This window comes from Bacillus sp. YBWC18 (assembly GCF_002998775.1).
Classification (GTDB): Bacteria; Bacillota; Bacilli; order Bacillales; family Bacillaceae; genus Bacillus.
The window spans coordinates 31,064-42,939 of the sequence record NZ_PVRI01000007.1; the positions used below are offsets into that span (position 1 = coordinate 31,064).

Annotated in this window: 21 protein-coding genes; 4 read left to right on the forward strand and 17 right to left on the reverse strand. The window is 36.9% G+C overall.

Going from position 1 to position 11,876, the window contains the following annotated elements:
• Positions 1 to 51 precede the first annotated feature (51 nt).
• From C6348_RS17255 to C6348_RS17300, 14 genes are all read right to left on the reverse strand, one after another.
• Complete coding sequence (locus tag C6348_RS17255) at positions 52 to 459, reverse strand: hypothetical protein (RefSeq protein WP_106043876.1); 408 nt, start codon at positions 457 to 459, stop codon at positions 52 to 54.
• A 15-nt stretch (positions 460 to 474) separates the two neighbouring features.
• A complete protein-coding gene (locus C6348_RS17260) occupies positions 475 to 933 on the reverse strand; it encodes a hypothetical protein (RefSeq protein ID WP_106043878.1) in 459 nt (152 codons plus the stop codon).
• Positions 930 to 1,136 (reverse strand): hypothetical protein, encoded by a 207-nt coding sequence (locus C6348_RS17265; RefSeq protein ID WP_106043880.1) that lies wholly within the window; start codon positions 1,134 to 1,136, stop codon positions 930 to 932. The genes C6348_RS17260 and C6348_RS17265 overlap by 4 nt, the downstream gene beginning before the upstream one ends.
• Before the next feature lie 28 nt (positions 1,137 to 1,164).
• Complete coding sequence (locus tag C6348_RS17270) at positions 1,165 to 2,424, reverse strand: DNA cytosine methyltransferase (RefSeq protein WP_106043882.1); 1,260 nt, start codon at positions 2,422 to 2,424, stop codon at positions 1,165 to 1,167.
• Positions 2,421 to 2,669 carry a hypothetical protein gene (locus C6348_RS17275; protein ID WP_106043884.1) on the reverse strand — a complete coding sequence of 83 codons (249 nt, stop codon included), beginning with the start codon at positions 2,667 to 2,669 and terminating at the stop codon, positions 2,421 to 2,423. The genes C6348_RS17270 and C6348_RS17275 overlap by 4 nt, the downstream gene beginning before the upstream one ends.
• Positions 2,670 to 2,702: 33 nt before the next feature.
• Positions 2,703 to 2,921 carry an XtrA/YqaO family protein gene (locus C6348_RS17280; RefSeq protein WP_411266113.1) on the reverse strand — a complete coding sequence of 73 codons (219 nt, stop codon included), beginning with the start codon at positions 2,919 to 2,921 and terminating at the stop codon, positions 2,703 to 2,705.
• Between the two features lie 60 nt (positions 2,922 to 2,981).
• Positions 2,982 to 3,155 (reverse strand): hypothetical protein, encoded by a 174-nt coding sequence (locus C6348_RS18945; protein ID WP_189293931.1) that lies wholly within the window; start codon positions 3,153 to 3,155, stop codon positions 2,982 to 2,984.
• A gap of 13 nt (positions 3,156 to 3,168) precedes the next feature.
• Positions 3,169 to 3,303 (reverse strand): BH0509 family protein, encoded by a 135-nt coding sequence (locus C6348_RS18800; RefSeq protein ID WP_140356209.1) that lies wholly within the window; start codon positions 3,301 to 3,303, stop codon positions 3,169 to 3,171.
• A gap of 110 nt (positions 3,304 to 3,413) precedes the next feature.
• Positions 3,414 to 3,944, reverse strand: a complete 531-nt coding sequence (locus tag C6348_RS17285; RefSeq protein WP_106043886.1) for a hypothetical protein — start codon at positions 3,942 to 3,944, stop codon at positions 3,414 to 3,416.
• Positions 3,941 to 4,096 (reverse strand): DUF6906 family protein, encoded by a 156-nt coding sequence (locus C6348_RS18950; protein ID WP_189293933.1) that lies wholly within the window; start codon positions 4,094 to 4,096, stop codon positions 3,941 to 3,943. Before C6348_RS18950 ends, C6348_RS17285 begins: the two co-directional genes overlap by 4 nt.
• Before the next feature lie 83 nt (positions 4,097 to 4,179).
• Positions 4,180 to 5,025 (reverse strand): AAA family ATPase, encoded by an 846-nt coding sequence (locus tag C6348_RS17290; RefSeq protein WP_223251597.1) that lies wholly within the window; start codon positions 5,023 to 5,025, stop codon positions 4,180 to 4,182.
• Positions 4,985 to 5,824: a conserved phage C-terminal domain-containing protein gene (locus C6348_RS17295; RefSeq protein ID WP_106043888.1), complete on the reverse strand. Its 840-nt coding sequence runs from the start codon at positions 5,822 to 5,824 to the stop codon at positions 4,985 to 4,987. Before C6348_RS17295 ends, C6348_RS17290 begins: the two co-directional genes overlap by 41 nt.
• A gap of 60 nt (positions 5,825 to 5,884) precedes the next feature.
• A complete protein-coding gene (locus C6348_RS18955; RefSeq protein ID WP_017367805.1) occupies positions 5,885 to 6,037 on the reverse strand; it encodes a hypothetical protein in 153 nt (50 codons plus the stop codon).
• A gap of 81 nt (positions 6,038 to 6,118) precedes the next feature.
• Positions 6,119 to 6,322 carry a helix-turn-helix domain-containing protein gene (locus C6348_RS17300; RefSeq protein ID WP_105926218.1) on the reverse strand — a complete coding sequence of 68 codons (204 nt, stop codon included), beginning with the start codon at positions 6,320 to 6,322 and terminating at the stop codon, positions 6,119 to 6,121.
• Positions 6,323 to 6,491: 169 nt separating this feature from the next.
• Between C6348_RS17300 and C6348_RS17305 the strand changes: the two genes are divergently transcribed.
• Positions 6,492 to 6,920, forward strand: a complete 429-nt coding sequence (locus C6348_RS17305) for a helix-turn-helix domain-containing protein (RefSeq protein WP_106043889.1) — start codon at positions 6,492 to 6,494, stop codon at positions 6,918 to 6,920.
• 225 nt (positions 6,921 to 7,145) lie between these two features.
• Here the strand turns inward: C6348_RS17305 and C6348_RS19195 are convergent, their stop codons facing one another.
• The 3 genes from C6348_RS19195 to C6348_RS17315 all read right to left on the reverse strand — a co-directional run bounded on the left by C6348_RS19195 (position 7,146) and on the right by C6348_RS17315 (position 10,180).
• The gene (locus C6348_RS19195; protein ID WP_255222349.1) at positions 7,146 to 7,280 is read right to left on the reverse strand and encodes a hypothetical protein; all 135 of its coding nucleotides are present in this window, start codon (positions 7,278 to 7,280) and stop codon (positions 7,146 to 7,148) included.
• A gap of 19 nt (positions 7,281 to 7,299) precedes the next feature.
• A complete protein-coding gene (locus C6348_RS17310) occupies positions 7,300 to 8,403 on the reverse strand; it encodes an AimR family lysis-lysogeny pheromone receptor (RefSeq protein WP_105926222.1) in 1,104 nt (367 codons plus the stop codon).
• A gap of 250 nt (positions 8,404 to 8,653) precedes the next feature.
• Positions 8,654 to 10,180, reverse strand: a complete 1,527-nt coding sequence (locus tag C6348_RS17315; RefSeq protein WP_106043820.1) for a recombinase family protein — start codon at positions 10,178 to 10,180, stop codon at positions 8,654 to 8,656.
• Between the two features lie 157 nt (positions 10,181 to 10,337).
• Here C6348_RS17315 and C6348_RS17320 point away from each other — a divergent pair, with 157 nt between their 5' ends.
• From C6348_RS17320 to C6348_RS17330, 3 genes are all read left to right on the forward strand, one after another.
• Complete coding sequence (locus tag C6348_RS17320) at positions 10,338 to 11,312, forward strand: hypothetical protein (protein WP_106043821.1); 975 nt, start codon at positions 10,338 to 10,340, stop codon at positions 11,310 to 11,312.
• Positions 11,313 to 11,383: 71 nt separating this feature from the next.
• On the forward strand, positions 11,384 to 11,575 hold the full coding sequence (locus C6348_RS19115; protein ID WP_106043822.1) for a helix-turn-helix domain-containing protein: 192 nt from the start codon (positions 11,384 to 11,386) through the stop codon (positions 11,573 to 11,575).
• A 122-nt stretch (positions 11,576 to 11,697) separates the two neighbouring features.
• Positions 11,698 to 11,853 carry an Arm DNA-binding domain-containing protein gene (locus C6348_RS17330; protein ID WP_106043823.1) on the forward strand — a complete coding sequence of 52 codons (156 nt, stop codon included), beginning with the start codon at positions 11,698 to 11,700 and terminating at the stop codon, positions 11,851 to 11,853.
• Positions 11,854 to 11,876 lie beyond the last annotated feature (23 nt).

Below are 11,876 nucleotides of genomic sequence, written 5' to 3' on the forward strand. Positions count from 1 at the left end.
AAAACAATCCTTTTTGATTTAATTATATAACATTCACAAAATAAATGCTTTTTATTTCACCTCGAAAGCTGGTGTATAGATATGCCCCTTAACGCCTGTCCAATTACTGTTTTTGTAGATTGTCATTTTGATCCGATGCGTGCCGGATGTGTGATTGACGATGTAAAACTCTTTTGCAGGTGTGGCGGTCTTAAACGATCCAACGAGACTAAACCGTTGATCTTTCCATTTGCCGCTCACCTTCTTTTGTAACGTGAAGCGGTAGTATACTGTCTCATTGCCCGTTTTACGTGCTGTCACGTCGATTGATTTAGCTCTCGGCGTGTAAGAATTAGCATCCGTTGATACGCTGACTGTATGCCCTCCGATTGTTTTATATCCGCTAGTTACCGCTTGAGCAGACGGCGCATAAAGCACCGCCGCAATAATAATAGTTAGTGTGATTAGTAGTTTTTTCACTTCATTGGCCCCTTTTTAATTTAATGAGAATGATGGAACTGCTTCAAACGCTATTTCTTTACGCTGTCTTGACCAACCGTTTATAAATGGTTTTGAATTTCTGTAAAGTATCTCCCATTTTTCCTTGCAAATATCTCTATGAAACTTCCATACCATTACATCCTCATTGAGTGATCCTTCAATATCGTCACGTTCCCACAAGCCCCAATTGTCCCAAGCATCACTTTCTAGCCAATGTTCTATATCATAATCTGATCCAAAAACGAAGAAAGGACCGTCATCAATCGAATACAATAAAAACAATTCATCGTTCCAGTTATCTTCCTCCATAGATTCTAATACTCTACCAGGATTAATTTTCAATGAGATTTCTCTTGCTTCTGTTCTTTCAGCATCAGTTTTTTTCAGTTCGTCTTTTATAAATTCAACCGCTTCCCTAAGCGTTTCAAATTCCTTTAACACATGTTCACTCATTCCGTTTCCTCCTGCTTAACATATTGGTTAAACTCAGATAGCTTCTTGAAACAATCCTTACAAAAGCGTGTGCTGGTTTGATTTCCCTTAACTTCGATAACTTCATCGTAAGGATATTGAACCCAACTTCTTCCGTAGATTGTGGCTCTGTCGCAATAATTACAAGAACCTGCTTCTTTTCTTTTTTCAATTCGAATTTCCACAGATATTCCTCCTAAGCCGCTAGGCTTGTTAGTTTGCTTTGCTATAATATTTGTTCATGTGTTCAGGTACACATAATTCAGGTAAATTCGCCCTGACCAGCTGCTCTGCGAATTGCGGCGGAACACTATTCCCCACCCTGCGTATTTGATCCGATTTATTACCGATGTTAAATGTATACCCAGGCGGGAAACCCTGCCCTGCAAATAGTTCGTTAGGTTGCAACATACGCAATCCGATGTCTGCAATCCTCTGACCATTTGTGCAAACTGTTGTTAATGCGAAACGGTCTTTGGTTGTAATTGTATGCAATGGCTCGTCTAATCGCTGTCCTACTCCTTGACCGTAATACTTAGTCAAAAATGCAACGGTCACTAACCCGAATCTATTGCCGCCAGCTGTGATTGTGTGTAATGGACGATCAAGCGAAAGGCCTCTTACATCCTTTTCTGATTGCTCTGTGTAATAGCTGATTAAGAATGCCACTTTGCTCTTATCCGGCACCATTACAGGACTTGGATTGTTCACAATGAATTTATCAATGCCTCGTTTGATTCGCTTCATTGTATTTTCAACTAGTGGCCGTTTCCTACTGAATATACTAGGGACCCCTATGGACCAATCTATAATTTCGTAAGACGATCGCCACGGCTTGAGCTTTCCTGTTTGAACAAGAAGACTTTTAGGATCACCATGTGTTGGCTTCGGCCATACGATTTCTTTTCCGTCACATCTTGCAACCATGAAGAATCTTTTTCTTATGGTTGGCGCTCCATAGTCGCAGGCTGTTAACTCTCTGAACTGCACTTCATATCCAAGTGATTCAAGCGTTTTAACGAATGATTGAAATGTTTGCCCCTTTTGCTCTTTGATCGGTTTACCTTCTTTAGAGATAGGCCCCCAATCTTTGAATTCCTCAACGTTCTCAAGCATGATGACGCGTGGCTTAACTGCTATCGCCCATCTAACAGCAATCCACGCAAGCCCTCTGATGCTCTGTTTTACAGGCTTGCCGCCTTTAGCTTTTGAATGGTGTGTACAGTCAGGCGAAAACCATGCTAGACCGACTTTTCTACCCTTGACTGCTTGTTTAGGATCAACATCCCACACACTTTCGCAATAATGTTCCGTGTCAGGATGGTTCACCTCGTGCATTGCAATGGCAGCAGGATCATGATTGATAGCTATATCAACTGATAAGCCTGTCGCAAGCTCAATGCCTGTGCTTGCTCCGCCGCCTCCTGCAAAGTTGTCTACAATGATTTCACGGAATAGATTGAGCTGGTTCATTGCATCAACCCAGCGACAGCAATAATCCCCATGAAAAACAGTAGAGTGAAAATGACAGGTCCGTTTGACTCACGCTTTGCCATGACTACATTTCCTTCGATAACCAAGTCAGGGCAACTATCAGCCAGCACTGGTACGAAAAATTTCGGTACACCTAGATGAGTAGCTGCATCATCTATTGTCATCGCTTTGTTTTTGCAGGCTTTGACTGCCTGTGAAAGCTCGACATGTTTAGGTAAATTCATGGTATTTCCTCCCCCGCAGGGGATAAACCCCTGCTATCGTTTAGTTTTATAACTGAAATCAAATCTAACTCGGTCAAAACTCCCTTTAATCGTTTCAATGATTGTGTGACCGTGTTCGGGAGCCTCTATGTAATGCGCTGTGTTGTTTATCCCGTCCAGCACGATCACTTGTACTTTTCCTTGTTCAACTAATATTGTGAAAGGCTCGTTTTTTGTTAATGAGATAGTCTGTGGTCTATTCACAATCTTCACTCCAATGTGATATAATTAAGGTTCATAAGTTTAATCACTCACATTGAACTGATGTGAATTCTACCGCTGAGACTCGACGGATTGATCTGTGCGCTGCCAACGCCAGTCTTTACGTTTGAGTCTCTTTTTATATGGTTTTGGTGGATGTTGCTGCCTATATACTGCTAGTTCATCCTCTCTCATCACCCAAGTTGTGACTGGACCCGATTTGTATGGATTCGTTACCTTTTCCAATATGCTCACCTCCCTATTCGTCACGCTGCGGAACATTGAGGTTATAGATTCTTTCGAGTTCTTCGTCTGATAGTTTTTCGCAATATTCGCGACCAACATTAGTGAGGCTCAACCACTCGATCATTAACGCTCTATCTTCACTGGTCATCACTCGATGCCTCCCCTCTTTTTTTGAGGTGGCGCACGGCTGCTGTCTTTAGCTGTTTTGGACAAACCTCATACCGCGCAATCACTTCCAGCTGCCGTGCTGTCGCTTTCTCAAATGGCAACAAGATGCTTTTCTTTTTCATACTGCTTGTCTCCCTTTTCAAAAACTCCGTCTTTACGTGGTTGAATCTTTCCCAACTCTGCTTGATCTATAATCAGCAGCAGAATTTCAACGACATTGCGGGCCAAACGGTTTGCAATGTGTCTGATAGGCTCATGGTCCTGCCACATTTGTCTAAATAAAATGATGTCTTTTTCATCCCATATGAAATCGCTGTGCGGACAAGCGTAGTAAACCGGTTGTTGTTCGAACAGCCTGCGTAAATCTCTTTTTTTGTAGCTCATTGCGCTTTTTTTGATATATATAGGCTCGTTTGCGCCGACACCGTTCGGACGCTCTTTGATCTTTCCTCGTTTGCTGAAATCAATCATCAAAAGCAAAACTTCTTCTGACGGTCGGTTAAATAACTCCGCCATCTCTTCGATTGACCTGCCTTCGTACCAGTAATCCAAAAATCGCTTGAGGCCAACAATCGTCCATTCGAAATTGACATGATTCAAAATGATTCTAGTGACACTCATTTCGCAATTTCCTTTCTGCGACCGACCTCTTTGTGTACAACATGCACAGATGTCGTCAGATTCTTTTCTACGAGCCAATAAAGTGGGTTCAACCCATTCACTATTAAAATCTTCCTTTCGGCTCTTGTGGGCTTTCTACCGCCTTTTTTCATGTGGTTCCTCCTTGTGTTTTTCAGTCAATCAGACTTACTGCCAGCTGATCTATTAAACTATCAACCTTCCCATTTACACTCCCTTAGAACGGCAATACTTCTTTACGCTTGTCCGATGTGTCTTTAAAAATGATGTACTGCTGCTTTTGGGTGATACGTGATACTAGCTTGCTGTCATACATTTGATACAGCTTTTCGCTAGTAAGGTTGGTTGTATAAATTGTCACTTTATCTTGCCGAGCAGATGTTACTTTGTAGATGAGACGATGAATGAAATCGCTGGCTTTACTATCCGAATGTTCAGACCCTGTTTCTGCACCTATGTCATCTATCACAAGATAATCGGCTTCACCCATCAACTGAGTCACATATGCTTCTGTGTACTTGCTCTCTTTGTTGCTAAATGAATCTTTAATTGCCGTAGCAGCATCTTCCATATTGATAAATAAACATGATTGACCTTTGTCTTCAGGATTGTCGGGATCAGGAGGCACATTAAGTTCTCTAAGTGCTGCATATGCAAGGTGACTCTTCCCCACTCCTGGATGTCCCTGCAAAAAGATGTTGAACACTTCACCTTGTTGCAAATGTTTAACAAGATCCATCATGCGACTTTTATTCTTGGTCTCTTCTGGCTCAGCAACATTGTAATTATCAAATGTTGCTTGTGAGACAGTTCGATCCCTGAACATGCTTCGTTTTTCCAACGTGTTAAATTTTTTCTGCCGCTGGCTATATTCAATTTGACTTTCTAAGTCTTTTTGCAATTTCTTTGACTCTTCTTCCAGTTCACATCGAGGGCAAATAACTTTCCCATTCATCACCATCATTCGGACAGGTTTTACAACATCTTCACTGCCACGAATGTATGTATGCTTATTACAGTAATCAGAATGGAAGGTCATTTTGTCGGTTACTTCGGCTGCCACCGCCTTTATGCTGTGCACGCTTTATCACCTCATCACTGTTGTTTAAGTAACCTTCGAATTTTGTTCCGAAAAGTGTTTCGGGACGAAGGAATTTACTCATTTCAGGGTTATCACGCCATTCAAAGCATTTTGCTAAGATGACCTTTTTAAAATCATCGAATCTGAATCCCTCGTTCCATCTTGCTTTTATTAGTTGCTGTGTCTTTGGTGTGGTGTGACGGTAATTTTTCTCTGACATTTGATTGAGAAGATCCGTTATGAGTTTGAATGGAATTTCTAATTCATCCGCAGTCGGGTTTCCCGACAATATATCTTTATTATTCTTCTTATTATTATTCTTCTTATTGTCCACTTGTCGTCGGCGTATCGTTGACGAGTCGTCGGCGTATCGTTCAAACAACACCTTGATACTGTCATTTTTCACGTATTCATAAACCAGTCGGAGTAGCGATTTATCTTTGATTTCTCTTAACTCCTTTGCAACACAATCCAGTACTGGTTTTCCACCTTTATTCAGGTTGTATTTAGCCCAATTTTTTATAGCTAATTCTCTTGTTTCGTTGTTATAAACAATTAGTTTATGGTGGTTTTCGAATCGATCCATAAGGCTGTTTATTGATTCGATGGAATACCCTAAATCAAAAGCCATTTGTTTTTTCGTAATTGAGTACACACCAATTTGAGTAGTATTTGGATTAGTAATAAGATACAAATAAAAGTACCTGTCCTCTGGTGTCATTTCCTCAGTAACCTTCGGATCATTCCAAAATGTTGTATAGACTTGGCGAAATTTTGCCACGAGTTACTCACCTCTTTTTATGATTAGGCTTGTCCTTCAAAAAAAGGTGAAACAAATGTTTCAAGCCTCTTTAGTTTTTTTGTTCTTTTCTTTTTTTACTGGTGTGTAATAAGGCGCCACAGCCTCAGTAAAAAGTTTTTCTCTGTCTTCTGTTCCAAAGAAAACTTCTCCGAGAAACAGGTTGCTTTTTCTCTTTTGCTTTTTCTTAGCCATAAAGATCACCTCGAAACATAATATGCAATGTGGACAATAGGACTGCCCTTCGAATTTTGATCACTATAGGAAGCACTTGTTTTAAAAAAAATAAGCCGGTGGCAAATTTAATTTTTCACTTAGTTGAACTAAAGAAGAGTGCGACGGATTAGCTTTCCCTTTTTCCAACTTACAAATATAAGAGCTAGAAAACCCTGTAACCAAGCCAAATTGCCGTTGAGTTTCATTTCTTTCTGACCTTAGTTTTTTAATCTTTTCTGCAAAAGTAGAAGTTTCATGGACCATCGTTTTCACCTCCCAAACGCTTCTTATAGGAAGCACAAATAAAATATATCATCCTTCTGCTTTTAGTGCAACCATAAATTTCATAAATGTTTCTTATAGGAATCTTAAACATGATATAATTAATATGTTGTTACTAATCAGTGGCGTTAAATCGAGGTGACTTTATTTTATGGATAACAAGAAAAATGAGTTAATCGGAATAAACTTAAAAAGACTAAGGCAAGAGTATAAACCCAAACTGTCTATTAGAAAGCTTGCTCAAGAAGTTGGTTTAAGTAACGGCTATCTATCAAAACTTGAAACGGGTAAAATCAAAAGTCCTTCTTTGGAAGCTTTGACAAAACTTGCAGATTTTTTCAATGTTGATCCCACTTACTTTGTGACTGATCCGAGCGAACTTGAAAAAATGGGTAAAGAAGCTGAGATAGTAGTTTTCGCGAAAGAACTAACTCTTGAGAATATCAAAAATGCAAACATTATAGATGCAGATGGCAAACAAATAACAGATGATGAGCGTAATTTCATGTTAGATGCCCTTAAAAATTACAGAGCTTCTAAGGCTAAATTTTTTGAAGACGATTCACCTGAAGAGGATTGATTTTGATCTTCTTTTTTTATTGCTTCTAAGATTTCCATTAATTCTTCATATTTTATAGCCATTTCTCTTCCCTCCAAGGAACGTTTGTTCTGTTTATATTTTAATCCATATTAGAAATATTTAAAATAATTTCCTGTTTTCGTTATTTTTGAAAACAGGAAACTTCCCCAGAAAACACGAAAGACGATACCTGATTATAGGTAGCGTCTTTTTCATATCTTATATTTACATTCCAGGTCTTACGTCTTTTGTTTCATATACTGTCTCTGGGTTGTTAGTGATAAGTGAGTGAATTTCCGAAACAACTATTGTTGCTCCTAGTGTAAGTGTTAAAACAATTACATTGAAACGTTTAGTCATGTATAGCACCCCCTAACTCTTAGAGTGTATACTTAAATCCAATTCTATTCAATTCATTTTTTGGGAAACTTGCCCTAAAATAATCTTTGGTTTTTGAAAAATAATGATGTGATAATAGCAATTTTTCTGTTGAAGATTCTTTTATTCCATCAAAAAAAAGCGCATATTTATTATATCTCTCATCTTTGTAATATTTGCTTAAATCCCCATCATGTTTTAATAACATGGAGAATTCACTTACTGCGAATTCGTCATGAATTCTTTTATTCCAGTACTTTTGAAGAAACGATATTTCTTCTTTATTTTCCAGAATTTCAGCCTGTCTATCAGGAAATTTCGAATAAAGTTCAATACATTTAAGATAATAAGAAATTGACTGTTCATAGGATTCTGGAAAATACGAAAGACCTAAAATGTGATAAGCAGTAATGTTGTGAGCTGTGCTGAAATTCCTATCCAAAATTCTGTTAGCAATTTTTCGTGATTGTATTAATTCTGTTTTTTGCTTCAAGTAAATATTGACTTGAATTTCATCTACCCTAGCACCGTATGCCATTTTTAGAAACGGATCATTAACCTGAAACAACAAGTCATTTATTTGATCAATCGTATAAATAGTTAAATCATAATGGCCGTTCAAATAATAGTAATAGACTTGTAAGACCTTCACCATAATTTCAGTTTCCAAAAAGGTGGTTTTGAAATTTCTCAGGTTATCTAAAAAAGTATTACTTTCGAATATAAATCTTGACTCTAACATTAACGAATATAAAGAACATAATTCCTGAGTTTTTGAATTTCTTTTATTTTTGTACTCCTGTGCAAGAACACTTGTATAATCGTACAATTGCTTGGAATAACAATATTCTAAAGCAGCAGGAAAATTTTTGGAACTAATGCCTTCTCTAAAATAATTAAAAATAAGTTCAACTTCGTTCTCTTTGTCAATGTAATTAATGATCTTATGAACAATCCAGAACGAGACATCCTTGCCATTTAAAAATTTGCTTAAATAACTACTGCTTATACCCAGTTTTGTAGCAACTTGTTTTTGACTTTCTTTAGACATTTCGATTGAGTTCCGTAAATACGTCCGTAAGTCTTTCGCGATTGTACTTGTCATATATGATCACCTTACCATTGTTAAATTTAACATATAGTACAAAAAAATGTTGTCGGAAATTGTCGCAGAAGTATGAATTTTTGCTCTAATATATAAGTAATTATTTCTCATAGTACAATTATAATCCTTTTGTGTAACTTATTAACAGATGACTTTTGGAGTTATTTTAATTGATCGAGGAATTAATTTGCAAAAGGTATGCTTAGCATTTGTTATGCATACCTTTTACAAACGAGTATAACTTACATGATCATTTAAATCTATAATGGAAATTCATTTTCCCGTTTGGATGGATCACAATATGATCAATGAGCTTATCAAACACATGCTTCAAATCGTTCTCTTTGTCTTCAAGCTCTCGAAGAACCGCTTGCATTTCCATCATTGAACTTTTCTCATCATGGACCTGCTGTAGGGAAAATAAACTCTGTTCAAGTTTTATTATTTTAGCTTGAATGTCATTTCGCTTCATTTGAAATTCTGATTTGGTAATCATTTGATCTTCTAAATAAAGTTCAAGTAACCTTTTATTTTTCGCTTCTAGAGATTTCAACTCTGCTTTAATAGACTTTATTTGTTTTTCTTTTTGCTCAAATGCATTTTTTTTGTAGTCGTGTGATATATCCCTAGAGAATTCGATGAGATTTTCAATCACTAAATCTCGGACCTCTTCATAAGTGATGGGAACATGGTTCACACAGCCTTCGGGACCAGATCTCCTGTAATTACTGCATTTAACATATTTCCAATAAGTTTTCTCTCCGTTTTTTTTAGCTCTGCTGGTTTGGATAATGACCATATTAGATCCGCATTTCCCGCAAATAAGCAGTTGTCTAAGCTCATTCCATGGTGTGAATTTAGTTTTTTTATTAACTGTTGGTTTATTATTTGCTTTCTCCCACTCTTCTCTTGAGACAATCGGCGGGCAAAAGTCTTCATAAATGTTCCATTTTTCAGGTGGATTTCTTATAAATTTTTTTCTGCCATCAACTTTGATCGTGGTATGTCTATTAGCAATGTGCACACCACAATAAATTGGGTTTTTTAATATGGTTTGAACTGTTGTAAGCTGCCAATTTCTTGTTGTTCTAGGAGGAGGTATTTCACCAATTTTGCACTTTTCTTGCAATGCATATGTAACTCTTTTCTGACCTAGCCCCTCGTTATTATAAAGGTGGAAAATCATCCTAATTACTTGAGCTTCACTTTCGTTAATTACAAGGTGTTTACCATCTTTCGTATAACCATATGGTACACGCCCAGAGTGCTCCCCACGGCGTGCTTTTGCTGCAAGTACACCGCTTATATTTACTGACATAGACTTAGGTAACTGCTCAGCAAAAAGAGCAGACATTTCAAATTTCATTGACGCTTTACTTTCATATAAGCTGTCGTAGTCCTCTTCAAGAGTCACTACTCGAACCCCATTAGACACCAAAATTTCTCTGATATATAAAGCATCTTTCAGATCGCGGGCAAGACGTGTGATGGACTTGAAAATGACCATTTTTATATCTTTCTTTTCCGCCAATGAAAAAATGTATTTCATTGCTGCCCTGTCTTCAAGGACGGTTCCACTGATACCATCGTCTAACAAAACAGAACGGTCATCCCATTCATAGTTGTGTTGCTCGATCCAATATCGACAAACGTCAATTTGGTTTTCCTTAGAACTTATTTGCTCGTCGCGGTCTGTCGAAACCCTTGTATAGACTTTATAAGGGTAATCGTCATATTTGATGATCTCTTCAACTGATGATTCTTTGCGGAAATGCATTTAACACACCCCAATTGTGAATTGTTCTTACTAAATTATAACATCTTGATTGTCAATTCCGTAATATTCTTAATTTGGAAAAAACATTATTTATCCTCTTTCCCATCGAATAATATGATAGACTTATTTGGAAAATATTTGTTTTGGAGGGTCTATATTGAATCTTATTAAAACTTTTCTCCTTTTAATTTTATGTACCTTATTCATATCTGCTTGTGGCAAAGCAGAAAACACATCCACAAATAACTCTAGTAAAAAAGAAGAAAGCATTGAAACTAAAGAAAAATTAAATGTAAAGATCACTTTGGATAAAGAGATCACAAACAATAAAATTATTATCCTTAGTGGGAAAAGTAACTTACCTAAAGATACGAAACTAAGGATTCGTCTTGAACAAAAAAATTCCCATAAAAACTCAATAGTTAATACAGCTGTTCAAAAGGATGGATCTTTCGAGTATAAATTCTTTAATGAAGATGACAAAGTATTTGATGATGGGAAATATTTTATATATGTCGAAACACTACCCGTTCTTGAACAAACTGAAGTTATTCAAGAAATTTTTGGAGATAAGGGATCTAACCTCACTGGTTCTCAGATTGGCGGTGACTCAGAACTAAAAGCTACTGCTGAAGTAAATTTAAAAATAAATAATTCTGAAGTTATATCTGAGGAGGAAACTTTGCCTAAAGATAAAGATGCAGAGGAAGAGAAAAATGAAGCTTATACCTCAGAAGAAGTTGAAGATAACAGTAAAGAAGATGAGATAGATATGTTAAAAAATGATGCAGAAATAGCAATCAAAACAATTATTGAAGAGAACTATAAAACCACATCGATTGAAAAAATTGAAATTAACGAAGATATGGGTTCGAGTGAGAAGAATAAGTTAATTGCTCTTGTTTACTTGTCTTTTGATGCATTGAACACAAGTAAGACAGCTTATAACATGGTTGAAATGTATAGTGATGACTTAGCTGCAAACATTGGCAAAGATAGTGATACAGTCAATCAGATAGCTGTATTTTGGAAAGTTCCTTATATAGATGAAGATGAAACAGTGGCTAAATTCTCGTATGAACGTTCTGGAGAACAAATGAAAATTACCGATAAAGTATCTTCTTTAAAATGACCCTTCAAGTTGAAGGGTTTTTTATTAACATTTATAATCGAACATATATTCTTTTTACAGGAGGTTACGCCGTGACCGATCTTGAAAGGAAGCTTTACCGAATCATCTACAATATGAGTAGATTTCGAAAGAATCCCTCGATGGATGACCTTAAAAGGAGAACGGGCAAGGATGAGCCGACGATCCGTAAGGCTGTTAAAAATCTAATGTCCCGAAAAGAGCTTGAATGGAATAAGGAGAAGAAGGAATGGCGTTTTAAATAAAAGATAAAAGCCGCCCGAATGGACGCCCACATTTTTCATCTGAGGTATTTACGTTATTAGATTGCTTTTTATGGGATATTTAGTAAAATGAAATTAATAATTACGGTAACAGGAGGGAAATCATGATTAATATTAAACCATGTGCAGACAAGACATTCTCTTATGTCATTGAATCATTAGATAGAGAAACAGGGGAAAGAAAAAGGATAGTTCGAAAAGGGTTTTCTTCAAAAGCCGAAGCGATGAAGGCAGCTGAAGCAAAAGCAAAAGAATTGTAGATTCACCGATTTTCAAACAATGA

Coding starts and splice junctions, on each gene's coding strand:
- C6348_RS19195 (WP_255222349.1), bottom strand. CDS start 7,280: ATGACTAAACGTTTCAATGTAATTGTTTTAACACTTACACTAGGAGCA.
- C6348_RS17305 (WP_106043889.1), top strand. CDS start 6,492: ATGGATAACAAGAAAAATGAGTTAATCGGAATAAACTTAAAAAGACTA.
- C6348_RS17330 (WP_106043823.1), top strand. CDS start 11,698: ATGATTAATATTAAACCATGTGCAGACAAGACATTCTCTTATGTCATT.
- C6348_RS17270 (WP_106043882.1), bottom strand. CDS start 2,424: ATGAACCAGCTCAATCTATTCCGTGAAATCATTGTAGACAACTTTGCA.
- C6348_RS17260 (WP_106043878.1), bottom strand. CDS start 933: ATGAGTGAACATGTGTTAAAGGAATTTGAAACGCTTAGGGAAGCGGTT.
- C6348_RS18955 (WP_017367805.1), bottom strand. CDS start 6,037: ATGGCTAAGAAAAAGCAAAAGAGAAAAAGCAACCTGTTTCTCGGAGAA.
- C6348_RS17315 (WP_106043820.1), bottom strand. CDS start 10,180: ATGCATTTCCGCAAAGAATCATCAGTTGAAGAGATCATCAAATATGAC.
- C6348_RS17310 (WP_105926222.1), bottom strand. CDS start 8,403: ATGACAAGTACAATCGCGAAAGACTTACGGACGTATTTACGGAACTCA.
- C6348_RS17285 (WP_106043886.1), bottom strand. CDS start 3,944: ATGAGTGTCACTAGAATCATTTTGAATCATGTCAATTTCGAATGGACG.
- C6348_RS17300 (WP_105926218.1), bottom strand. CDS start 6,322: ATGGTCCATGAAACTTCTACTTTTGCAGAAAAGATTAAAAAACTAAGG.
- C6348_RS18800 (WP_140356209.1), bottom strand. CDS start 3,303: ATGACCAGTGAAGATAGAGCGTTAATGATCGAGTGGTTGAGCCTCACT.
- C6348_RS17275 (WP_106043884.1), bottom strand. CDS start 2,669: ATGAATTTACCTAAACATGTCGAGCTTTCACAGGCAGTCAAAGCCTGC.
- C6348_RS18950 (WP_189293933.1), bottom strand. CDS start 4,096: ATGAAAAAAGGCGGTAGAAAGCCCACAAGAGCCGAAAGGAAGATTTTA.